Source organism: Xanthomonas nasturtii (assembly GCF_023337365.3).
Taxonomy (GTDB): Bacteria; Pseudomonadota; Gammaproteobacteria; order Xanthomonadales; family Xanthomonadaceae; genus Xanthomonas; species Xanthomonas nasturtii.
The window spans coordinates 2,468,511-2,492,795 of sequence record NZ_CP142084.2 but is presented as its reverse complement, the minus strand read 5'-3'; the positions used below and the strand labels follow the sequence as shown (position 1 = coordinate 2,492,795).

The 24,285-nt window shown below is 65.3% G+C and carries 17 protein-coding genes, 4 tRNA genes and 1 pseudogene; 17 read left to right on the top strand and 5 right to left on the bottom strand.

Annotation, left to right across the window (positions count from 1 at the left end):
- Window positions 1-310: 310 nt before the first annotated feature.
- Window positions 311-1,375: an SDR family oxidoreductase gene (locus tag M3O59_RS10870; protein WP_116906131.1), complete on the bottom strand. Its 1,065-nt coding sequence runs from the start codon at window positions 1,373-1,375 to the stop codon at window positions 311-313.
- A gap of 308 nt (window positions 1,376-1,683) precedes the next feature.
- Between M3O59_RS10870 and M3O59_RS10865 the strand changes: the two are divergent.
- The 13 genes and pseudogenes from M3O59_RS10865 (at window position 1,684) to M3O59_RS10805 (ending at window position 13,952) form a co-directional block, all read left to right on the top strand.
- Window positions 1,684-4,230: pseudogene (locus tag M3O59_RS10865) on the top strand (DNA internalization-related competence protein ComEC/Rec2).
- Entirely contained in the window at window positions 4,121-4,783 is a 663-nt protein-coding gene (locus tag M3O59_RS10860; RefSeq protein ID WP_116906133.1) for a MotA/TolQ/ExbB proton channel family protein, read from the top strand. The pseudogene M3O59_RS10865 and the gene M3O59_RS10860 overlap by 110 nt, the downstream one beginning before the upstream one ends.
- Window positions 4,784-4,786: 3 nt before the next feature.
- Entirely contained in the window at window positions 4,787-5,251 is a 465-nt protein-coding gene (locus M3O59_RS10855) for an ExbD/TolR family protein (protein ID WP_116906134.1), read from the top strand.
- Window positions 5,248-7,017, top strand: coding sequence for a lipid A export permease/ATP-binding protein MsbA (gene msbA, locus M3O59_RS10850; RefSeq protein ID WP_116906135.1), 1,770 nt, complete (start codon window positions 5,248-5,250; stop codon window positions 7,015-7,017). Before M3O59_RS10855 ends, msbA begins: the two co-directional genes overlap by 4 nt.
- A complete protein-coding gene (gene lpxK / locus M3O59_RS10845) occupies window positions 7,014-8,051 on the top strand; it encodes a tetraacyldisaccharide 4'-kinase (protein ID WP_116906136.1) in 1,038 nt (345 codons plus the stop codon). Before msbA ends, lpxK begins: the two co-directional genes overlap by 4 nt.
- 321 nt (window positions 8,052-8,372) lie before the next feature.
- Window positions 8,373-9,152, top strand: a complete 780-nt coding sequence (gene kdsB / locus M3O59_RS10840; RefSeq protein ID WP_116906137.1) for a 3-deoxy-manno-octulosonate cytidylyltransferase — start codon at window positions 8,373-8,375, stop codon at window positions 9,150-9,152.
- Window positions 9,149-9,613 (top strand): low molecular weight protein-tyrosine-phosphatase, encoded by a 465-nt coding sequence (locus M3O59_RS10835; RefSeq protein WP_064630086.1) that lies wholly within the window; start codon window positions 9,149-9,151, stop codon window positions 9,611-9,613. The genes kdsB and M3O59_RS10835 overlap by 4 nt, the downstream gene beginning before the upstream one ends.
- 23 nt (window positions 9,614-9,636) lie before the next feature.
- The gene (locus M3O59_RS10830) at window positions 9,637-11,055 is read left to right on the top strand and encodes a hypothetical protein (protein WP_064630084.1); all 1,419 of its coding nucleotides are present in this window, start codon (window positions 9,637-9,639) and stop codon (window positions 11,053-11,055) included.
- The gene (uvrC, locus tag M3O59_RS10825; RefSeq protein ID WP_116906138.1) at window positions 11,052-12,908 is read left to right on the top strand and encodes an excinuclease ABC subunit UvrC; all 1,857 of its coding nucleotides are present in this window, start codon (window positions 11,052-11,054) and stop codon (window positions 12,906-12,908) included. The genes M3O59_RS10830 and uvrC overlap by 4 nt, the downstream gene beginning before the upstream one ends.
- Window positions 12,908-13,540, top strand: coding sequence for a CDP-diacylglycerol--glycerol-3-phosphate 3-phosphatidyltransferase (gene pgsA / locus M3O59_RS10820; protein ID WP_064630080.1), 633 nt, complete (start codon window positions 12,908-12,910; stop codon window positions 13,538-13,540). The genes uvrC and pgsA overlap by 1 nt, the downstream gene beginning before the upstream one ends.
- Before the next feature lie 36 nt (window positions 13,541-13,576).
- Window positions 13,577-13,652 (top strand) — tRNA-Gly (locus tag M3O59_RS10815).
- Window positions 13,653-13,720: 68 nt separating this feature from the next.
- Window positions 13,721-13,794, top strand: a tRNA-Cys gene (locus M3O59_RS10810).
- A gap of 82 nt (window positions 13,795-13,876) precedes the next feature.
- Window positions 13,877-13,952 (top strand) — tRNA-Gly (locus M3O59_RS10805).
- Between the two features lie 377 nt (window positions 13,953-14,329).
- Here M3O59_RS10805 and M3O59_RS10800 read toward each other — a convergent pair.
- A tRNA-Leu gene (locus M3O59_RS10800) sits at window positions 14,330-14,413 on the bottom strand.
- 139 nt (window positions 14,414-14,552) lie between these two features.
- Between M3O59_RS10800 and M3O59_RS10795 the strand changes: the two genes are divergently transcribed.
- Window positions 14,553-15,845, top strand: coding sequence for a nucleotide sugar dehydrogenase (locus tag M3O59_RS10795; protein WP_249046997.1), 1,293 nt, complete (start codon window positions 14,553-14,555; stop codon window positions 15,843-15,845).
- On the opposite strand, the gene M3O59_RS10790 is transcribed toward M3O59_RS10795, so the two are convergent.
- Both M3O59_RS10790 and M3O59_RS10785 read right to left on the bottom strand, forming a co-directional pair.
- Entirely contained in the window at window positions 15,829-17,091 is a 1,263-nt protein-coding gene (locus tag M3O59_RS10790) for a TIGR03862 family flavoprotein (RefSeq protein ID WP_249046996.1), read from the bottom strand. The genes M3O59_RS10795 and M3O59_RS10790 overlap by 17 nt on opposite strands.
- An 11-nt stretch (window positions 17,092-17,102) precedes the next feature.
- Window positions 17,103-17,534: an FKBP-type peptidyl-prolyl cis-trans isomerase gene (locus M3O59_RS10785; protein WP_064630074.1), complete on the bottom strand. Its 432-nt coding sequence runs from the start codon at window positions 17,532-17,534 to the stop codon at window positions 17,103-17,105.
- A 59-nt stretch (window positions 17,535-17,593) separates the two neighbouring features.
- On the opposite strand from M3O59_RS10785, the gene M3O59_RS10780 reads away from it, so the two are divergent.
- From M3O59_RS10780 to M3O59_RS10770, 3 genes are all read left to right on the top strand, one after another.
- On the top strand, window positions 17,594-17,959 hold the full coding sequence (locus M3O59_RS10780; RefSeq protein ID WP_064630071.1) for a DUF6164 family protein: 366 nt from the start codon (window positions 17,594-17,596) through the stop codon (window positions 17,957-17,959).
- Between the two features lie 98 nt (window positions 17,960-18,057).
- The gene (locus M3O59_RS10775; protein WP_116906142.1) at window positions 18,058-18,819 is read left to right on the top strand and encodes a sulfurtransferase; all 762 of its coding nucleotides are present in this window, start codon (window positions 18,058-18,060) and stop codon (window positions 18,817-18,819) included.
- A 209-nt stretch (window positions 18,820-19,028) separates the two neighbouring features.
- Entirely contained in the window at window positions 19,029-19,676 is a 648-nt protein-coding gene (locus M3O59_RS10770) for a response regulator (RefSeq protein WP_064630067.1), read from the top strand.
- A gap of 622 nt (window positions 19,677-20,298) precedes the next feature.
- On the opposite strand, the gene M3O59_RS10765 is transcribed toward M3O59_RS10770, so the two are convergent.
- Window positions 20,299-24,069, bottom strand: coding sequence for a ribonuclease E/G (locus M3O59_RS10765; protein ID WP_249047000.1), 3,771 nt, complete (start codon window positions 24,067-24,069; stop codon window positions 20,299-20,301).
- Window positions 24,070-24,285 lie beyond the last annotated feature (216 nt).

Sequence of the window (24,285 nt, the reverse complement as noted above, 5' to 3'; positions counted from 1 at the left end):
CCGTCGCCGGCTCGGCGGCGCTGCATTAGGAGGGCGATCGAGTTTTTGCCCTCCACGGATGTGACGCAAGGCATCTGCACGATGTCTGCAGATCGTTGTTGCATCGCAAGTGAGTATGCGGCTGCCATTGCGCGAACCCGGCATGGATGCGAATGACTGCGTTGCGCTCTGTGCAACGAAAGCAGTGCGGCACACTCCGCGCAGCGAAGGAAGTACGCCACGTTACCGCTGCGAACCTGCCGACAGTGATGCAGCAGATCGCTTACCGCTGCAGGTCGAAGGCCGACCTGCAGCGATGCAACGCCATCGATCAGGGAATGATGCGAAGCGCCCGCAGCCGGGTGAACAGTTCGAAGAACGAGGCGCGGCTGTCGTAGAAATCCAGAAAGCCCAGTTCGCGGCTCTTGGTCATGTCGTTGACGCACTCGATCTCGCGGCCCAGATCGGCGTCGGTGTGCCACCACGAGGCCAGCCGATTGACGTCCGATTCCACCAGGTGGTGTTGCGCGGCCAAGTCGGCCCACAGCGCCGGTGCGGTCTGGCTCAGGCGTGGTTCCAGCGGTGCCGGCGTAGCGGGGCAGGGCGCCGCGTCGAGTTCGAAGAACTTCGCAATCTCGCCCCACATCCAGCGCCAGCGGAACACATCGCCGTTGACGGTATTGAAGGCCTGATTGCGCGCTGCCGGGCTGAGCCCGGCCCAGGCCAGTTGGCGGCCTAGCAGGCCGGCATCGGTGAGGTCGGTCAGGCTATTCCACTGCGCTTGCGAGCCTGGGAACACGAAGGGTTGCCCGGTGTGCTTGCACAGCGATGCATAGACCGCCAGCGTCACGCCCATGTTCATTGCGTTGCTGCCATTGGCCATGCCAATCATGGTGTGCGAGCGGTGCACGCTCCAGCCGAAACCGTGTTGGTCTGCATGCGCGAACAACAGGTCTTCCAGCGTGTAGTAGAAGTTTTCGCCTGGCTGGCGCGGCTCGCTTTCGCGGAACGGCGTCTCTGCCTTGCCGCTGCCGTAGTTTTCGAATGCACCCAGGTAGTGTTTGGTGCCGGTGACCAGCGCCATGTGCTGCAGCGGCGCATGGCTGAGCGCATCGCACAGGTGCCGCATCATTGCGGCATTGGCTTGGACATTCTCGCGTTCGGTGTCGCGACGCGTCCAGGTGCAGAAGAACACGTGCGTGATGGGCAAATCGCGCAGTGCGTTGCTGGTGCTTTCGGCATCCAGCAGATCCGCCGCCACCGGGATGACGCCGTCGTGCGGCAGCGGCCGGCGGGCAAGGCCGTAAACGGTCCAGCCGTCGGCCAGCAACACGTTGGCAAGGTTGTAACCGGAAATACCGGTCACACCGACGATCAGTGCAGTGCCTTTACGCATGGGGGAACCCCTGGAAAACAACGATGACCATAGCGGCAACGCCATAAAATCGAGGCGAATGCCTGAGGGAAGGGTGTACCGGCGTAGCTGATTGGTGGATTCGCTTTGCCGCATGCACATCCACACGAGCACCGGGTTACGCATCGCAGCGAGGGGTTGCGACGTCCTGCAGTACCGATATTGGCGCGGTGCAGTTGCAACCGGCGAGCGCAGCAACAGGGTTCTCCCTACCCTGAGACAGGTAAACCACTGCTGTGCCCGGAGTGGGCTGCAATCTAAGGTCAAGGCGTTGATTGATAGGGGCCAGGATGGCGACCGGCAGCACGCAGGCTTCAGCGCAGGCAGCACCACCCCAGATGGCATCGGCGGTCGCTCTCGCTGCGGCATTGCTGCTGGGCGTGGTGGCGTGCGCCTGGTCGCCCGCGCTGCTGCCGCGGGTGGTCTATGCCGGTTGCGTATGCGTTGCAGGGCTGGGCATCGGAGCGAGCGTGTGGCTGCGGCCGCGCTGGAGCGCGCTGCTGATGGTCATGGCGGCCGCACTGTTCGGCTTCGGTGCGATGGGGTGGCAGGTGGCCGGGGTCCTGCGGGCGCAATTGCTTCCGCAGGATGAAGCGCGCCAGGTCAGCGTGCGTGGGCAAATTGTCGGGCTGCCGATTGCCGAGCAACGACGTACCCGCTTTCAGCTGCGTGTCGACGACGATCCGGCGCAGCCCGCAGCGCTGCGCGGCAAGCTCTTGCAGCTGGCCTGGTACGACGACTTCGGTGCTGAACGCATCGGCCCGCGCGCAGCGCTGCAGGCCGGTGCGCGCTGGCAACTGCGACTCAAGCTGCGCGCGCCCCGCGGCCTGCGCAATCCCGGCGGCTTCGATGCCGAGCGCCAGGCGCTGGCGCAGCGCCTGGTCGCAACGGGCTATGTGCGCGTGCCCGCAGCGGCACGCCAGACCGCACCGCCGCAAGGCGTGGATGCCTGGCGCGAACGGATGTCGCAGCGCATCGCCGAGCGTGTCAGTGGCCCTTCTGCGCCATACCTGCGTGCGCTAGCGCTGGGAGACACGCGGGGACTCGACGATGCGGCATGGGCGACCTTGCGCGCGACCGGGCTCAGCCATCTGATCGCGATCTCGGGATTTCATGTCGGGCTGGTTGCAGCATTCTTCGCGATGCTGGTCGCCGGCGTGTGGCGTTGGCAGCCGCGGCTTGGCACGCTGCTGCCGCGTGTACATGCCGCGGCGATTGCCGCGCTGATTGGCGCTGCCGCCTACGCGGTGCTGGCAGGTCTGGCGCTGCCGACGGTACGCACCGTGTTGATGATTGCGGTGGTGGCCATGGCAAGGGTGCTGCGGCGACGCGCCACGACCGCGCACATCCTCGCGCTCGCCTTGCTGACGGTGTTGCTGTGGGACCCGCTCAGCGTGCTGGTGGCTGGCTTCTGGCTCAGCTTTGCCGGCGTGGCGTGGCTGGTGTGGTGCTTGCCCTCGGACGATCGCGCCATCGTGCGCGGCTTCCTGTCTGCGCAGACCGTCGCCACGGTCGGCTTGCTGCCGTTGACGGTCAGCCTGTTCGGGCAGGCGTCGCTGGTCGGGCCGTTCGCCAATCTGGTCGCCATTCCGTGGTGGACCTTCGTGGTGGTACCGCTTTGCTTGCTCGGCACCGCACTTGAAGCGGTCTACCCAGGTGCCGGCGGGTGGGCATGGCAGCTTGCCGGCGGGTGCTTCGAGCTGACCTGGCCGGGGTTTGTCTGGCTGGGACAGACGACGGTGGCATTGTGGTGGGTGCCCGAGTCCGATGGGGTCGCCATGATCGCGGCCCTGCTCGGTGCGTTCTGGCTGTTGCTGCCACGCGGGACACCGGGCAAATCCTTGGCGACGCTGCTGTGGTTGCCGCTGCTCTGGCCCGATCGCGAACTGCCCGCCGCAGGCGAGGCGGATGTGCAGGTGCTGGATGTGGGGCAGGGCCTGGCGGTGCTGGTGCGCACGCAACGGCATGCGCTGTTGTTCGATACCGGGCCGGCGGTGCGCGATGGGTTCGATGCCGGCGAGCGGGTGGTGCTGCCGGCGCTGCGTGCGCTAGGGGTACGCCGGCTGGACGCGATCGTGCTCAGCCATGCCGACGCCGATCATGCCGGTGGCTATGCCGCGGTGCGTGCGGGGCTGCCGGTCGCATTCACCGCTGCACCGCCGGATGCGCCGCTGGAGGTCAGTACGCGCTGCCGCGCCGGGCAGCACTGGGAATGGGATGGCGTGCGCTTCCGCTTCCTGCACCCCAGCGCTGGCTTTCCGTATTTGCGCAATCAATCCAGCTGCGTCTTGCGGGTGGAAACGCAGCATGCGAGCGCACTGTTGCCAGGCGACATCGGCGAGATCGTCGAACGCCGCCTGCTGCGCACACACGCCCCGGAGGTGCGTGCCGATCTGGTGATCGTCCCGCACCATGGCAGCGCCGATGGCTCGCATGCCGGCTTCATCGCAGCGACTGGCGCACGCCTGGCGCTGGTGTCCTCCGGCCATGGCAACCGCTTCGGACATCCGCGCGCCGAGGTGGTGCAACGTTGGCAGGCGGGCGGGGCAGAGGTGCTCGACACGGCAAAGGCTGGCGCAATCCGGGTCTGGCTGGGTGCCGATGGCCTGCAGCTGCGCGAGCGACGGCGCTGGCAGCCGCGGCTATGGGATGCTGCGGAACGGCGGCGGTCGGCTGCTATCCTATCGGCCAGCGAATAGGCGGCCGCGTTGCCGGAGGAATTGAATCGTGTTGGAGCTGGTCAAGGCAGGCGGTTGGCCGATGGTGCCGTTGCTGTTGCTGGGCGTGGTTGCCCTGGCGATCGTGCTGGAACGTCTGTGGAGCCTGCGCCGCAATGAAGTGACGCCGCCCGGTCTGGGCGAAGAGGTCCGTAATTGGGCCGCGCGCGGCAAGCTGGACCCCACCCATATCGAATCGTTGCGCCGCAATTCCCCGTTGGGCGCGTTGCTGGCCGCCGCGCTGGAGGTGCGTGGCCGGCCGCGTGAGCTGATCCGCGAACGCATCGAAGACACTGGCCGGCATGTGCTGCACCGCATGGAGCGCTATCTGAACGCATTGGGCACGATCGCATCGGCCGGTCCGTTGCTGGGGCTGCTGGGCACCGTGGTCGGCATGATCCAGATGTTCATGGGTATCCTCGATCATGGCGTGGGCGATGTGAATCAGCTCGCCGGTGGCATCGGCAAGGCGCTGGTGTGCACCGCCACCGGCATGATCATTGCCGTGCCTGCATTGATGGCGCATCGCTTCTTCAAGGGGCGCATTGCCGGTTACATCATCGAGATGGAGCAGGAAGCCACCTTGCTGCTGGACACCATGGATGGCCGCGTGGTGCCGGCAGCCGTCGCGCCGGCTGCAGTGGCCGCCAAGCCCGTCGTGGCAAAGGGCTGACGGATGCGCATCGGTAGCGACCGAAGCCAGGACGAGCCACAGATCGACCTGGTCCCATTGATCGACGTCATCCTCGTCCTCATCATCTTCTTCGTGGTGACCACGACCTTCGACGCACGCTCCACGCTGCAATTGCAGCTGCCGACCGCCAGCGACCAGCACACCGGCGCACCGCCGCGTTCGTTGAGCATGCTGGTCAACGCCGATGGGCGTTATTTCATCAACGATCAGGAAGTGCTGCGCTCGGACGTGGATTCGCTCAAGCAAACCATCGCCCAGATCGCCGGCGACAACCGCGACCAGACCGTACTGATGCGCGCCGATGCACGCACGCCGTATCAGGCCGTGGTCACCGCGCAAGACGCGCTGGGCCAGCTCGGCTTCCGGCGCATCGCGATCGCTACTGCGCCCCCGGCCGGCGCCGCCAGCACGACCGGCAAGACAAGCACCAACGGAATCCGCCAGTGACCATCTCCACCGACCGCCCGGCGCCAGTCTCGTCCTGGCGCACGTACCGTCGCCTGCTGGCGTTCGCCAAACCCTATCGGCTGCTGCTGGTCGCCGCGCTGATCGCGGCGTTGATCGAAGCGGCCGGCACCACCGGTTTTCTGGCGTTGATGAAGCCGATCACCGACGAAACCTTCATCTACAAGAACGCCGAAGTCAGTCGCTGGCTGCCGGTGCAGATCATCTTGCTGTTCGTGGTGCGCGGCATCGCCGGCTACATCACCGACATGGCGATGGGGAAATCCGCGCGCAGCATCGCGCGCGATCTGCGCATCAAGGTGATGGCGAAATATCTGCGTCTGCCCGGGTCGCGTTTCGACTCGGAACCGGTGCCGTCGATGCTGATACGCCTGGGTTCGGATTCGGACCAGGTGGCGCAGGCCGCCGTGGATGCGGTGAAGGTGATGATCCAGCAATCGCTGCAGGTCATCGGCGCACTGGCGCTGATGCTGTGGCATAGCTGGCAGGTCACCCTGACCATCCTGGTGCTCGCCCCGGTGCTGGCCTGGGTGATGGACAAGGTGGCGCGGCGCTATCGACGCATCAGCCACAGCATCCAGGAAAGCGGCGCGCATCTGTTGCAGGCCGCCGACCAGACCTTGTCCAGCCATCAGGAGGTCAAGATCTACGGCGCGCAGCAGACCGAGATGGAGCGCTATGGCGCGCTGGCCGACCGCAATCTGCGCCTGGCGATGAAGGTGGAATCCACGCGCGGCATTTCCACCGCCACGGTGCAGATGATCGGTGCGATCGGCTTGTCGGCATTGCTGTTCGTTGCTGGTGCGCAGGCATTGGCCGGGCGGCTGACGGCCGGCGACTTCGTCGTGCTGATGACCTCGATGCTGACGATCATCCCCGGTCTCAAGCAGCTGACCAACGTGCAGAACATGGTGCAGCGTGGCCTGGCGTCGGCCGAGCGTTTGTTCTCGGTGCTCGACAGCCCGGACGAGCCGGATCAGGGCGCCGTACCGCTGACGCGCGCCAAGGGCCTGATCGAATTTCGCGATGTCACTGCGCGCTACCCGGGCCAGGTCAATCCGGCCCTGGCCGATGTCAGCTTCGTCGCCCAACCGGGCACGGTCACTGCCATTGTCGGGCGCTCGGGCAGCGGTAAATCCAGCCTGATCAAGTTGATCCCACGGTTTTACGAAGCCGAGGCCGGGCAGATCCTGCTCGACGGCCACCCGGTGCAGGCGTACGCCTTGGCAGATCTGCGCCGGCAGATTGCGCTGGTCGGCCAGCAGGTGATGCTGTTCGATGGCAGCATCGCCGACAACGTGGCGTTCGGCGAGATGCGCAACGCCGATGCCAGCCAGCTTGAGCGCGCGATTCTGGGCGCCAATGCGATGGAATTCGTCGCACAGTTGCCAGAAGGCTTGCAGTCGCATGTCGGCACCAAGGGCGGGCGCCTGTCCGGCGGCCAGCGCCAACGTCTGGCGATCGCGCGTGCAATGCTCAAGGACGCGCCGATCCTGATCCTGGACGAGGCCACCGCAGCGCTGGACAACGAATCCGAGCGGCTGGTGCAAGATGCCTTGCACAAGTTGATGCCGGACCGCACCACGCTGGTGATCGCGCACCGCCTGTCCACCATCGAGCATGCCGATCAGGTGCTGGTGATGGACCAGGGCCGCATCGTCGAGCGCGGGACGCATGACCAATTGCTGGCGCAGGGCGGCTTGTATTCGCACCTGCACGGCATGCAGTTCCGCGAACGCCAGGCATGAGCAAGCGCGGCACCCGCACGCCGGGCTACTGGTACGACAACACGTCGATTCCGTTGCCGGCGCGCATCCTGGCGCCGGTCTACGGTGCTGCGATCGCGTTGCGACGGGCGCTGTATCGCCGCGGTTGGCGCAAGCGCCACGGCGTGCCGGTACCGGTGATCGTGGTCGGCAACGTCACTGCCGGCGGCACCGGCAAGACGCCGCTGACCATCGCGCTGGTCTCCAAACTGCAGGAAGCCGGCTGGACCCCTGGCGTGGCCAGCCGTGGCTACGGCCGCGATGACGCCGGTATCGCGCGGTGGGTCGAGGCGGACACGCCGGTCGCACTCGGCGGCGACGAGCCGGTGTTGATCGCCTGGAAAACCGGTGCGCGCGTGCGCGTCGATAGCGACCGGCTCGCCGCCGCACGCGCCCTGGTCGAAGCCGGCTGCGACATCGTGGTCTGCGACGATGGACTGCAGCATTACCGCCTGGCACGCGATGTGGAGATCGAAGTGGTCGATGGCCAACGCCGCTACGGCAACGGACGCCTGCTGCCTGCCGGGCCACTGCGCGAGCCTGCCGCGCGCGCGCGCGACTGCGATTTCCGCGTGGTCAATCTTGGCCAGGCCAGCGCCACGGCGGCACCGCAGGCGCCGGACGCGGCCGGTTTCGGCGAGTGGCAGATGCGTCTGAGCATCGACTGCGTGCAGCCGATGGACGGCAAGCGCGTGCAGCCCTTGAGCATGCTCGCCGGGCAACGCGTGCATGCCGTGGCGGGTATCGCGCATCCAGAGCGCTTTTTCGCGATGCTGCGGGCGCGCGGTATCGGCGTGGTGCCGCACGCGTTTCCGGACCATCATGTCTATCGCGCCGCGGATTTCAGCTTTGGAAGCCGCCTGCCGGTGCTGATGACCGAAAAGGACGCGGTGAAGTGCCGTCCATTCGCCGACGAGTGGCTCTACAGCGTACCGCTCAAGGCAGAGCTGCCGGCCGCATTCTGGGTAAGTTTGCTGGACCGCTTGAACACATTGGCGAGCCGGCAGGGCGTGTAAGAGCGCTTTTTTTGGCAATGGTGTTGTGCGGCTTGGCTGCAGCGTCCTTGCCCGCCCACCATTACCAGACGGGGCGTGAATCCATCCATGCAGGCGCTTACGCAGCCTCCATGCCGCGTAAGGTCCGGCGACGATGGTCGGGCAAGCACCAATCATGATGGTCGGTGTGCATGCGAGCGGTGCGTGCAGCGGCGTCACGGTGCTGATGTGGCACATGGCCGCGCCAACTGGACGCCATGCCTGCGCTCACGCACACGGATGCATCATGCCATTTGCCCATCTCGTTTCCCCACACATTCCAGCTTCCCAGAGCACGCCCGTATGACCACCACACCGCCTGCCGATTTCGTCGTCGCCATTCCCGCCCGTTACGCTTCCACGCGGCTGCCGGGCAAACCGCTGCAACGCATCGGCGATCGCCCGATGATTCAGCACGTGGCCGAGCGTGCGTTGCTGGCGGGCGCGCGCGAGGTCTGGGTGGCCACCGACGATGCGCGTATTGCCGAGGCGATCGAGCATCTGCCCGGCGTGCATGTGGCGATGACCGGCACTGCGCATCTTTCCGGCACCGACCGTCTTGCCGAATGCGCACGCATTGCCGGCTGGGACGAGCAGACCTGCGTGGTCAATCTGCAAGGCGACGAACCGTTCGCGCCGGCGGCCGGCATCCGCGCGGTCGCCGATCTGCTGCAGCGTTCCGGCGCCGAAATGGCCACGCTGGCCGCGCCGGTGGACAACGCGCACGACCTGTTCGATCCCAATGTGGTGAAGCTGGTGCGCAACGCCGGCGGCGATGCCTTGTATTTCAGCCGTGCGCCGATCCCCTGGCATCGCGACAGCTTCGCCAACCAGCGCGACAGCGTGCCTGCCGAGGGCCAGTGGCTGCGCCACATCGGTATCTACGCCTACCACGCAGGCTTTTTGCAACGCGTTGCGGCGATGCCGCCCGGCATGCTGGAGCGCATCGAGTCGCTGGAACAACTGCGCGTGATGGAGGCCGGCTATCGCATCGCAGTGGCCGTGACGCCCGAGCCGTTTCCGCCGGGTATCGACACCCCTGACGACCTCGCCCGTGCGCAGATGCGGGTCGCCTCGGCATGAAGGTGCTGATCGTCTGCCTGGGCAATATCTGCCGCTCGCCGATGGGCGAGGGCGCCTTGCGTGCGCAACTGGACCAGGCGCGGTTGTCGCGGCGCATCGACGTCGATTCGGCCGGCACCGGCGACTGGCATGCCGGCGATCCGCCGGACCCGCGCGCGATTCGCTGCGCGCGCGGCCATGGCGTGGATATCTCCGGTCTTCGCGCACGTCAGGTGAAGCGCTCGGATTTCGAGCATTTCGATTGGCTGCTGTGCGCCGACGGCAACAATCTGCGCGATCTGCAGCGTATCGCGCCGGCGGCGCAGCGCGAAAAACTTGCCTTGTGGCTGCCCTGGGCCGGCATCGAAACCCGTGATGACATCCCTGACCCTTACACCGGCGGCATGGACGACTTCGAGCAGGTATGGCAGCTGGTCGACGCTGCCGCACGCCTGACGGTGGCCAGGCTCACCCGCGGCTAATCGCGCTTGGGCATAATTACCGCATGAATGCCCAGCTCACCCAGGAACTGCCGGAATTTCCCACCTGGCTCAATGCCAGGCCATCTACCTTGCAGGAGCATCGCGGCCGTGCGCTGGTGCTGGCGTTCGTCAATGCCAGTTCGGTGTGGTGCGCCGAACGCCTGGCCGAGCTTGCCCACTGGCAGGCGCGCAGCCCGGGCCGGCTGCAGGTGATCGTGGTGCAGGTCCCGCGGTTCGACAGCGAGCGCCTGCCGCAACGCGCGCTTAAACAACTGCGCGGACACGGTGTCAGCGCGCCGATCCTGCTCGACAAGGATTGGGAAACCTGGCGCCGCTTCGGTATCGAATCCTGGCCCACGCTGGTGTTGCTGGATGCCTACGGCCGCGAGCGGCAGCGCCTGGTGGGCATCACCGGCGATCTCGACAAGGCACTGAGCGCCTTGTGCGAAGGCCAGCAGCCGCCATCGGATGCCGACCTGCACGGCGTAACAGAACGCGAGCCCGAGCCGCGCCTGGCGTTGCGTTTTCCAACCGGCCTTGTGGCAACCGAAGACCGGCTATACGTCGCCGATACCGGCCACCACCGCGTGCTTGAGTGCACGCACGGCGGCCGCGTGCTGCGTCAGTTCGGGCATGGCAACGCCGACCTCATCGACGGCGGCATCGGCGAAGCCGCATTCCGGCGTCCGCAGGGTCTGGCGTTGGAGCGCGACCAGTTATACGTGGCCGACACCGGTAACCACGCACTGCGTCGCATCCACCTGCGCAGCGGGCAGGTGGACACGTTGTGCGGCACCGGCCGCTCCGGCGAGCCGGTCGAAGGCCCGCTGGCGTCGTCCGGCGCCTCTGCGCTGAACTATCCGCAAGGTCTGGCAATCGCCGACAACCAGGTGCTGATCGCCATGGCTGGCGACAACCGGATCTGGAGCTATCACCTGGGCCGCGCTGCACTGACCGCGCGCGCAGGCACCGGTGCACTTGAGATTCGCGACGGCAGCGGCCACCTTGCTGCGTTTGCGCAGCCAGCCGGCCTGGCATCCGTGCAGCAGGTGGCTTATGTCTGCGATGGGCTGGGCTCATCGATCCGCATCATGCAGTTGCGTGGCGACCTGGTGCAGACCCTGGTCGGCGGGCAGGGCACCTGGCAGTTCGGCGACGAGGACGGCCCGCGCGGCACCGCGCGGCTGCAGTTTCCGCAAGCCATCGCGCTGGCGGCCGATTCGCCGCTGCTGTGGATCGCCGACACCGGCAACGGCCGCCTGCGCTGCCTGCGTCTGGGCGGCGGCGAATTGACCACGGTCGAGTTGCCGCGTCGCCTGCACGGTCCAGCCGGCCTCGCGGTTGCCGCCGGTGCGGTATGGATCGCAGAAACCGATGCACACGCGATCTTGCGTTACGACCTTGCAAGCGGCGCGCTGAGTGATGTTGCGATAGACGAATGAGCGCAAGGCCCCAAAGCGATTTCGATGGAAAAGCGTTTGCTGCGCAGCTGAGCACCGCGCCTGGCGTCTACCGCATGTATGCGGCCGATGACACCTTGCTGTACGTCGGCAAGGCCGGTGCGTTGCGCAAGCGCGTCGGCAGCTATTTCAACGGCACACCGAAGAACGCCCGGTTGACTTCGATGCTGTCGCAGGTGGCGCGCATGGACGTCACCGTGACCCGCAGCGAAGCCGAAGCGCTGCTGCTGGAAAATCAGCTGATCAAATCGCTGTCGCCGCGCTACAACGTCTCGTTGCGCGACGACAAGAGCTACCCATTTGTGTTGCTCACGCGCGAAGACTGGCCGCGCATCGCCTTGCATCGTGGTCCGCGTGCGGTGCAGGGGCGTTACTTCGGCCCGTACACCGGCGTCACCGGCGTGCGCGAAACACTCAGCCTGATGCACAAGTTGTTCAAGCTGCGCAGTTGCGAAGACAGCGTGTTCCGCAACCGCTCGCGGCCATGCCTGCAGTACCAGATCGGGCGTTGCAGCGGCCCGTGCGTGGACCTGGTGGCAGCGCCCGATTACGCCGAATCGGTACGTCGCGCCACCATGTTTCTGGAGGGCAAGAGCGACCAGCTTGGCGAAGAGATCATGCACTCGATGCAGCTGGCCAGCGAGGCGCTGGAATTCGAGCGTGCCGCGCGTCTGCGCGATCTGTTGTCGTCGCTGCGCAGCATGCAGAACCGCCAGTATGTCGACGGCCGCGCAGCCGATCTGGACGTGCTGGCCTGCGCCACGCAATCCAGCCAGGCCTGCGTGTTGCTGCTGAGTTTTCGCGATGGCCGCAACCTCGGCACGCGCTCGTTCTTTCCCAAGACCAATGGCGAAGACAGCGCCGACGAAATCCTGGGCGCGTTCGTGTCGCAGTACTACGCCGAGCATTCGCCGCCGCGCGAGATCCTGCTCGACCGCGAGATCCCGGAGGCCGAGTTGATCGAAGCCGCGCTCAGCACGGCCGCCGAACACAAGGTGGCGTTGAAGTGGAACGTGCGCGGCGAGCGGGCCGGTTATCTGCTGCTGGCCACGCGCAATGCGCAGCTGACCCTGGTCACCGAACTCACCAGCCAGAGCGCGCAGCACGCACGCAGCGAGGCGTTGCGCGAAATGCTCGGGCTGGCCGAAGCGGTCAAGCGGGTGGAGTGCTTCGACATCAGCCACACCATGGGCGAGGCGACCGTCGCTTCGTGCGTGGTGTTCGATGCCAGCGGCCCGGTGCGCAGCCAGTACCGCCGCTTCAATATTTCCGGCATCACCCCGGGCGACGATTACGCAGCGATGCGGCAGGCGATCGAGCGCCGTTTCCGTCGCGCCGTGGAAGAGAACGGCGTCCTGCCCGATGTGCTGCTGATCGACGGCGGCGCGGGCCAGCTGGCGCAGGCGCAGGCCGCACTGGCCGAACTCGGGGTCGAAAACGTCCTGCTGGTCGGCGTGGCGAAGGGCGAAGAACGCAGGGCGGGGCACGAGGCGCTGATCATGGCCGATGGCCGCGAGCTGCGCCCGGGCGCGGCATCGCCAGCACTGCAGTTCATCCAACAGGTCCGTGACGAAGCGCACCGCTTTGCGATCACCGGTCACCGCGGGCGCCGCCAGAAGGCGCGCATGACCAGCAAGCTCGAGGACATCCCCGGCATCGGCCCGCGGCGTCGGGCAAGTCTGCTCAAGCATTTCGGCGGGCTGGTGGGCCTCAAGGCCGCCGGCGAGGCCGAGATTGCCCGCGTGGAAGGGGTCAATGCCGCACTTGCCGCGCGAATCTACGCTAACCTGCACGGGCTGGCGCTTCCCGATGCGGCAGGCGAGTCGAGTCCGTAATGAAGTTGACCATCCCCACGTGGCTGACACTGCTGAGGATCCTGATGATCCCGGTGTTGGTCGTGGTGTTCTACCTGCCGTACACGTGGACGAATTTTGCGTCCGCCGGCGTGTTCGCGCTGGCTGCCATCACCGACTGGCTGGATGGCTGGGTCGCGCGGCGTTACCACCAGTATTCCGCGTTCGGCGCGTTTCTGGACCCGGTCGCCGACAAGCTGATGGTCGCCGTGGCGTTGTTCCTGATCGTGCAGGGCCACCCCACGCCGTGGATGGCGTTCTGGGCCGCAGTCATCGTCGGGCGCGAGATCGCCGTCTCTGCGCTACGCGAGTGGATGGCTGAGATCGGCCAGCGCGCCAAGGTGCGTGTGGCGGCGATCGGCAAGGTCAAGACCACCGCACAAATGGTGGCATTGCTCTGTTTGCTGTACTCGGTCACGCCGGGGCAGATGCCCACGCATGAAATCTGGTTCGGCAACCTGATCTTCCGTGCCGGTTACTGGACGCTGGCAGTCGCTGCGCTATTGACGCTGTGGTCGGGCTTTCAGTACCTGCAGGCCGCCTGGCCGAGCCTGCGCGCCGACGAAAAAGCGGCGATCAGCACCAAGCCGAAAAAAATCGAAAGCAACAGTTGACACCTATTCTGTTCGCTGTAGAATTTCGCCTCCCAAGCGGGAATAGCTCAGTTGGTAGAGCGCAACCTTGCCAAGGTTGAGGTCGCGAGTTCGAGTCTCGTTTCCCGCTCCAGATATAGACAAGGCCCCGCGTCAGGGGCCTCGTTGTTTCAAGGCAGGATGCCTTGGGTTTGAAGTTTCGGCCTGGTGGTAGAGTGGTTATGCAGCGGACTGCAAATCCGCGTACGCCGGTTCAATTCCGGCCCAGGCCTCCACATTGCATGCGCTGTTTTCTGCAGTTGGTAACAACGACAGGGGTGGCGCAAACAAGTAACACGCTGTACAATTTCGCTCCACGCGGGAATAGCTCAGTTGGTAGAGCGCAACCTTGCCAAGGTTGAGGTCGCGAGTTCGAGTCTCGTTTCCCGCTCCAAATTTAGACCCTGGATATCGCACGATATCCAGGGTTTTTTATTTGCGGCAGACATCGATGTGATGTGATGTGATGTGTTGCGGAGTGGGTGTCTTGCGCGACGCCCTGTGCAATCACGTTCAAGCGTCCCGATAGTGGACGCTCCTTCCAGTCGCTCTTGCGCGCGCAGACGGCTTGGATGAATAGGGGGCAAGTGGCGTCAAGACCACCTGGCAACGCGATATGCAGCACAAGTCTGTCGAGCGCGCAGCCCGGCGCCGCGGGTAAACACCCATCTGTTGCGGACTCACGCGATCATGTGTCGGTGGCGCGTGGTTGAGCGTCACGCAGCTCGAAAACCACTACAGCGTGCGCTGGCACGGGTTGCGAATAAAACGTGCCCGGGGCGGGGGTCGAACCCGCATAGCCTTGCGGCTGAGGGATTTTAAGTCCCTTGCGTCTACCAATTTCGCCACCCGGGCATTGCGATAGCGTGCCTGATTGCGCGGCGATTGTGAATCGCTGCGATGTCCATCATGCACTGCCTCGCTCTTGCTGCCTGCGCTATGCTGCCGCCGCACCGCACGCAGCCACCGGCCGCGCACCATCCCAAGGAACTGCATGTCTTGCAATACGCTTCTCGCATCGCCACAGGGGCGTATCGCCGTCATCGGGCTTGGCTATGTCGGCCTGCCGCTGGCGGTTGCATTCGGTGAGCAGCGCGACACGCTGGGCTTCGACATCGATGCGCAGCGCGTTGCGCAGTTGCGCGATGGCCACGATGCCACGCTGGAACTGGACGCCACCGAGCTGGCCGCGGCAACGCAGTTGCGCTACACCGCAAACGCTGCGGACCTGGCCACGTGCAGCATTTTCATCGTGACCGTGCCGACGCCGATCGACAGCTTCGAGCAGCCGGACCTGGAGCCGTTGCGTAGCGCCACTGGCTTGATCGCCGCTGCACTCAAGCCCGGCGATCTGGTGATCTACGAATCCACCGTCTACCCGGGCACGACCGAAGAAGTCTGCGTGCCCTTGCTTGAAGCAGCCTCCGGGCTGCGCTTCAACCAGGATTTCTTCTGCAGCTACAGCCCCGAACGCGTCAACCCCGGCGACCGCCAGCGGCGTCTGCGCGACATCCGCAAGATCACTTCCGGCTCGACGGCGGAAGCCGCTGATGCGGTCGATGCGCTGTACACCAGCATCATTACCGCTGGCACCTGGCGCGCTTCGTCGATGCGTGTGGCCGAAGCGGCCAAAGTGGTCGAAAACATCCAGCGCGACGTCAATATCGCGCTGGTCAACGAACTGGCATTGATCTTCGACAAGTTGGGAATCGACACGCTCGATGTGCTCGAGGCTGCAGGAACCAAATGGAATTTCCTGCCGTTTCGTCCCGGCCTGGTCGGTGGGCACTGCATCGGCGTGGACCCGTATTACCTGATGCACAAATCCGAAAGCGTGGGCTATCACCCGGACCTGATCCACACCGCGCGTCAGGTCAACAACCGTGTCGGCCGACATGTGGCCGAGCGCGTCTGCGGCATGCTGGCCATGCGTGGCGTCGCGCTCGCGCAGGCCAGGGTGCTGGTGCTGGGCGCCACCTTCAAGGAGAACTGCCCCGACCTGCGCAACAGCCGTGCGCTGGAACTGGTGCAGCTACTGCAGGCTGCTGGCGTGCAGGTGGACACCTGCGACCCCTGGGCTGACCCTGTAGAGGCGCTGCAGCATGGCGGCGTGCAGTTATGCGAGACGCCAGAAGAGGGCGCCTACGACGCCGTGGTGCTGGCGGTAGCGCATACGCAGTATCGTGACTACGACGTGGCACGCATCGCTGCGCTCGGCAAACCGGGTGCCGTGGTGTACGACGTCAAATCGGTGTGGCCACGTGCAGCGGTCAGCGATCGCCTGTAGCGCGCACCTCGTGTTGTTCCAGCCACTGCACCGCGCCACGTGCAGCCCGTAATCCGCTGGCGAAACAGGCGGTGAGCAGGTAGCCACCTGTCGGCGCTTCCCAATCGAGCATTTCGCCGGCGCAAAACACGCCGGGTTGCGCGAGCGCCATCAACCGATCGTCCAGCGCCTCCAGCCGCACGCCCCCTGCCGAACTGATCGCTTCGGCGAGCGGGCGCGGCCGTAGCAAGCGCAGCGGCAACTGCTTGAGCGTGCGCGCGACTAGTGCAACATCGTTGCCCGCCTGCTTGCCGAGGTGTTCGTAGAGCAGGGCTGCCTTGACGCCCTCGATCCCGACCTGGCGACGCAAGTGCTCGCTGAAGCTGCGTCCCTTGCGTGGCTGCTCCAGTTCGGTATGCACGCGTTCGAGCGAGCGGCCGGGAATCAGATCCAGCACGAGTTCGGCAACGCCATGCGCATCGATCTGCTCGCGCAGGTCCGCGGCCATGGCGTAGATCAGGCTGCCCTCGATGCCGGTCGCCGTAGCCACGCATTCGCCCTGCAACGCGTGCTGCACGCCATTGCGATCCTGCCAGTGCGCAACCACCGGTTTGAGCGGCGCACCTGCATGACGCTGCACGAAGTGCGCACTCCACTCGCTATCGAAGCCGCAATTGGCCGGCACCAGTGGCGCAACCGCAATGCCGTGTCGCTGCAGAGATGCCTGCCACAGACCATCGGAGCCGAGTTGCGGCCAGCTGCCGCCACCAAGCGCCAAGACCGTTGCACCCGTTGTGCGTTCGACGGCGCCGCTAGGGGTGTCGAAACATAGTGCGCCGTTCTCGCCCCAGCCCAGCCAACGATGCTGCACATGAAACACGACGCCTTGGTCCTTGAGCCGGCGCACCCAACCGCGCAGCAATGGCGCCGCCTTGCGATCCATCGGGAATACCCGCCCGGAGCTGCCAACGTAGGTCTCAACCCCCAACCCGCGCGCCCACTCGCGCAGCGCGTCAGCGTCGAAGTCGTGCAACCACGCAGCAACCGGCAGCAGACGCTCGCGATAGCGTTGCGCAAACAGCGGCATCGGATCGGAATGGGTCAGGTTCAAACCGCCTTTGCCGGCGATCAGGAACTTGCGCCCCACCGAGCCCTTGGCCTCGTAGAGATCCACTGCCAGGCCTGCCGCGCAGGCCACTTCCGCCGCCATCAAACCGGCCGGCCCACCACCGATCACGGCCAGCCGCCGCGTGCTCAGATCCGTCATCGTTCTGGCACTCAGCGCGGCTGCACGCCCAGCAATTCCACATCGAACACCAGCGATGCGCCGGGCGGAATCACGCCACCTGCGCCGTTGTCGCCATAGCCGTACTCAGGCGGAATCATCAAGGTGCGCTTGCCGCCGACACGCATGCCGGCAACGCCATCGTCCCAGCCGCGAATGACCTGGTGGCCCCCCAGCACGAACTGAAACGGCTCGGCGCGATCCAGCGAGCTGTCGAACTTCTTGCCATGCTTGTCGGCGGCTTTTTCGTCGTACAGCCAGCCGGTGTAGTGCACGGTCACCATCACACCTGGCGTGGCTTCTGCACCGGTCCCCACGGTGTGGTCGATCCGCTCGAAGCTGGCGATGGTGCCGCCGGAGGGCGGCAGGGCGGGTGCGCAGCTTGCGAGCAGCAGGGCGACACAGAGCGTCAACAGAAGGCGCATGGCAGGGTCCTTGAAGGAAGGCGGCCATTATCGCACCTGGGTCCCGGTATCATCGCGGCATGGCCAAGCTGCTGCTCAATCTGCGTAACGTTCCCGAAGACGAAGCCGACGAGGTGCGTGCGCTGATGCGCGAGCAGGCTGTGCGGTTCTACGAAACGCGTCCCAGCAACTGGGGGATTTCTGCAGGCGGTCTCTGGCTGAGCGACGATACCGACTATCCGCGCGCCAAGGCGGCGATGGATGCCTACCAGGCGCAGCGCGGTGCGATTGCACGCGCCCAGCGCCAGGAGGAGTTGGCAGCCGGCACCGCGGAAACCTTCGGCGCGCTGCTGCGCAGGCGACCGGTCTTCGTGATCGCGACGCTGATCGGCATGCTGGTGATCGCCTCGCTGGTCTTGCTGCCGTTTCTGCTGCTGCGCGGCTGAAGGCCCGGTTTGATGCGGTTGTACGCGCACTAATGCGCCGCCTCGCCTTCAAATTCGCAGCGCTCGCTAGAGGCTGCCCGCGGCCTTAAAATGGCCGGATGATCACCAATACCGCAGCCTACCAATTCGTCGCCATCCAGGATCCGCAGACGCTGGCTGCAAGCGTGCTCGCGCAGGCCGAACAACGGTTGCTGAAAGGGTCGGTGCTGGTGGCCGAGGAAGGCATCAACCTGTTCCTGGCCGGCGCGGCCGAGCAGATCGGCGCGTTCTACGCGTGGCTGCAGGCCGACGCGCGTTTCGCGCGGATACGGATCAAGTACAGCGAGAGTGCGCAGCAGCCGTTCGCGCGGCTCAAGGTCAAGATCAAACCGGAAATCATCAGCTTCCGGCGCAGCGACGCATCGCCATTGCAAGGTCGCGCGCCTTCGGTAACGCCTGCCGTGCTGCGTGAGTGGATGCGTCATGGGCAGGACGATCGTGGCCGCCCGCTGGTGCTGCTGGACACGCGCAATGCGCAGGAAGTGGCGTACGGAACCTTCCAGGGTGCGTTGACGCTGCCCATCTACAAGTTCACCGACTTACCTGACGCACTGGAACCGCATCGTGCGGCGTTGGCCGATACCACGGTGGTCAGCTTCTGCACCGGTGGCATCCGTTGCGAAAAAGCCGCGCTGTGGATGCAGGCCGATGGCATGGACAACGTGCTGCAACTGGAGGGCGGAATCCTGGGCTATTTCGAAGAGGTCGGTGGAGAAGGCTATGACGGCCGTTGCTTCGTCTTCGACGAACGCATCGCACTGGATCCGGCACTGAACCCGTTGATTGATGGCGAAGGTACTGCCGATACAGGGAAAATCTGACCGAGCGCGACTGGGTTGCCCGATGCACCTGGTCGTACAGGCGCTCGCATCATTGTTACACGTTGCAACGTCGGGATTTGCGCATGTCATGCATGCTGTAGTGATGCGTCTTGGCGCTCTGACTTGAGCGTAATACGTCGCATCGAGCTTGCCCTGAATTATTCACGGAGATAGGCTGCATCAGCCAGCCGCTAGCGAGGACAACAAGGATGACCATCAGAGTTTTTCTGATCGACGATCATGCACTCGTGCGTACCGGCATGAAGATGATTCTGTCCAAGGAAGTGGACGTCGATGTCGTGGGCGAAGCAGAGAGTGGCGAAGCCGCACTGCCGCAGATTCGTCAGCTCAAACCGGACATTGTGCTGTGCGATCTGCATCTGCCAGGCGTGAGCGGACTGGAGATCACCGAGCGTATCGTCAAGGGCGATTACGGCACGCGCGTGATCATCGTATCGGTGCTCGAAGACGGCCCGCTGCCCAAGCGTCTGCTCGAAGCCGGTGCGTCCGGCTATGTCGGCAAAGGTGGCGATGCGCACGAACTATTGCGTGCAGTGCGCGAAGTCGCGCTGGGGCGGCGCTATCTGGGCAATACGATCGCGCAGAACCTGGCGTTGTCGAATCTGGAAGGCGGCGGTTCGCCGTTCGACTCATTGTCCCCGCGGGAACTGGAAGTCGCCTTGCTGCTAACCCAGGGGCTGCGTCAGGAAGACATCGCCAAGCGCTTGAACCTCAGCTCCAAGACCATCAACACGCATAAGGCGCGCCTGTTCGAAAAGGTCGGCATCCAGGACAACATCGCATTGGCGCGTCTGGCCAACCAGTACGGGCTGACGGATCCTGCGCGAACGCTGTAGTGCGTTGTGCGGGTTGCCAGGCCCGCCAGGTCTACAGCGTCATTGCCGTTGATGCAGTGGTTGGTCTGAAGCTGTTTCTTGATTGAGATGGAGCTAGGCCCAGGGCCAGTGGCTTGTTGTCGACCGCCGCCTCTATCGTTTTGTTGACACCCAGGTGCTTCACGCGCCTTGGCTGCACTAGACGCCACTGCTCTGAGGTTGCTGTTGCATCAACGAGGCGTCGCGCAGAAACATTGTTTGCCGCGCCATGGCAGTGAGGCATGCTGGGTCGAAAGGGTAAATCTGGAGGTAGAGGCGCTTCTTGCCGCATTGAAAGCGAGCGAGTGGCAAGGTGCTTTTTCGCGTCTGCACGCGCATGTCGACGCTAGCGCCCAGCATTTCTCTAGCAACCGCGAACTGAGGCTGCGAAACGTTTGCCAGGATGCTGGGACCAGAAATTTGCAGGTATTGCAGCGACGCTCGTGCGATAGACGCTCGAGTGCCTGTCATCGCGCTTGCGTGGATCGAACGTCTTTCGTTCTGGTGATCCATAAGCCACAAAAAACAAAGCGGCCCGAAGGCCGCTCTGCTTGACGCCGATCCAGCCTGCGTGTTCCAGGCTGGATGACAAGCCCTGTCGCGATCAGTGATCGTGATGCGGCTTGTCGGTGTCGTCTTCTTCCGCTTGCGCGTCGGCCGTCGGGCTGGCCGGGGCTGCCCGCTTCACCGCTTCGGAAACGGTGACGGTCGGCTTGGGCTTGTCGGTCGACGGTTCCGCCACGTGCGCAGGCGAAACCGGTGCAACCGCTGCCGACTGCTCCGCCGCCTTGTACGGCACCGGTGCAGCGGCCGACGTCGATGACGACGCGGAAGCGTCTTGCGGAGCCAGCGCGTCGAGCAACGTGGTTTGCACCGGAGCGTACGGCTTGCGCACCGGCGCAGCAGATGCGTTGTCCGCTGCCGGCGTCGCCTGCGGCACCTGTGCCGTGGAGGTCGCTGCGACATCTGCGGAACTTGCAGCGCTGGTGGGCTCCGCATGCGGCGCTTTGACCGTGACCACAGCTGCTTCTGCTGACGGACTCGGCGTTGTTGCAGGTGCTTTCACATCTGCAGCAACGGCAGGCGCGTCAGCTTTTGCGGGCTCTGGTTGCGCTGCAGCTTCCGGGGAAACAGCAGGTACGACGCGCGTCTGCGTAGCTGTGGCAGGTGCCGAAGCGTCTGCCGACGCCGACGGTACCTGCTTATGCTGCACAGCCGGCTCTGCAGCGGTCGGCGATACCGTCGTGCCGGGCTGCTCAACAGGCTTGGTAACCGCAGGCGGAGCAACAGACGCGGTAGCGGGTGCAGAGTAGGCAGTAACCGCAGGCTCAGAGACTGTCTTCGCAGCGGGCTCCGAAGCCTGTGCCGAAGGCATGGCGGTCGCAGCAGCTGCCGGCGACGGTGCGGCCACCGGCGCGGCCACTGTCGCGGACTGCTCGGTAACCGAAGCCGTTCCTGCAACCGGGGCCGGAGCAACCGGGGCCGAACCTGATGCCTGGGCCGCAGGCGTCGACGCAGCAGGTGCCGCGGCCGTCACCGCTGCATCGCTACGAGCCCGATTCACTGCCGCAGCAGCCGGAGCGGCGGCCTGCTGTTCGAATGACGGCGCGGCATTGGACACCGGCGCGGTGGTCGACGACGTGTCGGCCTCGGCCTGCGTTTCCGCACGCTCCTTCGGCACCGGACGCGGCTTCACCGCTGCCGGCGCGCTGGACTCGGGCTTGGCGCGCGCCACTGCCGCAGCAGGGGCCTCGTCATCGAAGTCGAACTCGGGCTGGCCGGCGCGCGGCGCAGACGAGGTCTGTGTCTGCGCGGCGGTGTCGTCAGCGTCATTCTCGTTGTCGCCATCGAGATCGCCTTCTGCATCGCCGTCCAGATCGTCCGTTTCCAGACCATCGACGCCGCTACCGCCTTCACCATTTGCGCCAGCGCCGCGACGGCGACGACGGCCACCGCGACGACCGCGACGACGACGGCTTCCGCCGTCGCCATTGGCCGAATCATCGCCCGGAACGTCCGGGTTCTGACCGTCTGCAGCCGCGTCGGTGCCGCGATCGGCATGCGCGTCGGTCACGATCACATCCACCGGATGCGCCTGGCTCGCTTCGGCCGCGGGGGCCTGCGTCGTTACCGGTGCAGCGGTGTCGGCGATCGCCGCAACCACGCTCGACGTCGTTGCAGTTGCCGCAGTTGCGGTCAGCGTCTGTGCCGAAGCAGTGCCTTCATCCTGACGGGCAGGGCGCTGCTGCCGCTCGGACGGGACGCCGTCCTGCTGTGCGGGTGCACGTGGCGGACGCGGCGTCTGGTTCTGCGGCTTTTGCTTTTGCTGCTGAGACTGCTGCGGCTGCTGTTGCTTGGGCGGCTGCGCCTCGTTGCGCGGCGGCTTGGCGACCTGCACCTGCTGCTGGGCCTGAGCACCGTTCTGCGTGCTTGCGCCATTTGCCGGCTGGCGGCGTTCGTCACGGCGTTCCTTGTTGGCGCCGTTGCCGTTGCCGCCATTGCCGCGCTGCTGATTGCCACCGTTGCCGCCGTTGCGGGCATCGCGACCGTCGCGGCGTTGGCCGCCACGGTCGCCACGCTCGTTGCGGTTGCCGCGGCCAGCATCGTTCTGGCGCGGGCGCTGGGTCGTTTCCGGCGCAGGAGCGACCGGTTCGACGCCGCCGAAGATCCGCTTCAGCCAGCCGACCACACCGGTCACCGGCGCAGGCAGCGGCAGTGCGACGACCGGCGCCGGCGCAGGAGCTGCGGCCACCGGGGCAGGGGCCTCTTCACGCACCGGCGCGGGCTGGCTCGGCTTGATCGAGGTGACCGCCGGGGCTGCAGGAATGTTCAACTGCGCCTTGGTCAGTGCGTGCACCGGCAGCTTGCGCGGGGTGCCGCGCTGGTAGCTCGGCTTGCCGCTGTCTTCGCCCAGCTCGTTCTCGCGCAGGCGGGTGACTTCGTAATGCGGCGTGTGCAGCTGCTCGTCGGCGACGATGATGATCGGCGAGGCGTGGCGATTTTCGATCTCGCGCAGCGCGCTGCGCTTCTCGTTGAGCAGATAGTTGGCGATTTCCACCGGCGCCTGGACCAGCACCTGCCCGGTGTTTTCCTTCATGGCGTGTTCTTCGGCCACGCGGATGATGGACAGCGACAGCGACTCGACGCTGCGCATGCGGCCATGGCCGTCGCAACGCGGGCACACGATCTGGCTGGATTCGCCCAGGCTCGGACGCAGGCGCTGGCGGCTCATTTCCATCAGGCCGAAGCGCGAGATACGGCCCAGCTGCACGCGTGCACGGTCGTACTTGAGCGCGTTCTGCAGCTTGTTTTCGACTTCGCGCTGGTGCTTGGTCGAGGCCATGTCGATGAAGTCGATGACCACCAGGCCGCCCAGGTCGCGCAGGCGCAACTGGCGGGCCACTTCTTCGGCCGCTTCCAGATTGGTCTGGAACGCGGTCTCTTCGATGTCGCTGCCCTTGGTGGCGCGCGAAGAGTTCACGTCGACGGCGGTCAGCGCTTCGGTCTGGTCCACCACGATCGAGCCGCCCGAAGGCAGGCGCACATTGCGCTCGTAGGCGCCTTCGATCTGCGATTCGATCTGGAAGCGGTTGAACAGCGGGATGTCGTCGGTGTAGTGCTTGAGCTTGCGCAGGCTCTGCGGCATCACCTGCTTCATGAATTCCTGGGCGTCGGCGTACAGCTCCGGCGTATCGACCAGGATCTCGCCGACGTCGGCGCGCAGGTAGTCGCGCAGGGCGCGGATGATCAGGCGCGATTCCTGGTAGATCAGGAAGGCGGCCGGCTTGCTCAGTGCCGCCTCGGCAATCGCCTTCCAGGTCTGCAGCAGGTAGTCCAGATCCCACTGCAGTTCTTCGGCGTCACGGCCAACACCGGCGGTGCGGATGATCACGCCCATGTCGTCCGGAATGTCGAGCTTGTCCAGGGCTTCCTTCAGTGCGGCGCGGTCTTCGCCTTCGATGCGACGCGAAACGCCACCGGCGCTCGGCGAATTGGGCATCAGCACCATGTAGCGGCCGGCCAGCGAGATGAACGTGGTCAGGGCAGCACCCTTGTTGCCGCGCTCTTCCTTGTCGACCTGCACCACGATTTCCTGGCCTTCGCGCAGCAACTCGCGAATGGTCGACTTGTTGTGGTCGACGCTGGCCTGGAAGTAATCGCGGGAAATTTCCTTCAACGGCAGGAAGCCATGACGCTCGGCGCCGTAGTCCACGAACGCCGCTTCCAGGGAAGGCTCAAGCCGGGTGATACGGCCCTTGTAGATGTTGGACTTCTTTTGTTCCTTGGACGGCTGTTCGATGTCGATGTCGTACAGGGTCTGGCCGTCCACAATCGCCACGCGCAGCTCTTCGGCCTGCGTTGCGTTGATCAGCATTCGCTTCATTGTTGCGTTCCTCACGCGCTCTACCGCGCGGAACGCCGTGACGTTTCGCCTCTGGAACAGCTTGTCGGCCCTTCGCGCAACGCGCGGACAGGCCTGACCAGGGTTTCCAGCGCTGCAACACCACGGCAGGCCGCGGGAGCGCTTGTCTTTAAGTTTTATAGGTGTTTCAGGGCCGGCAGCCGCGTCCGGACGAACCGGGGCAGCGCA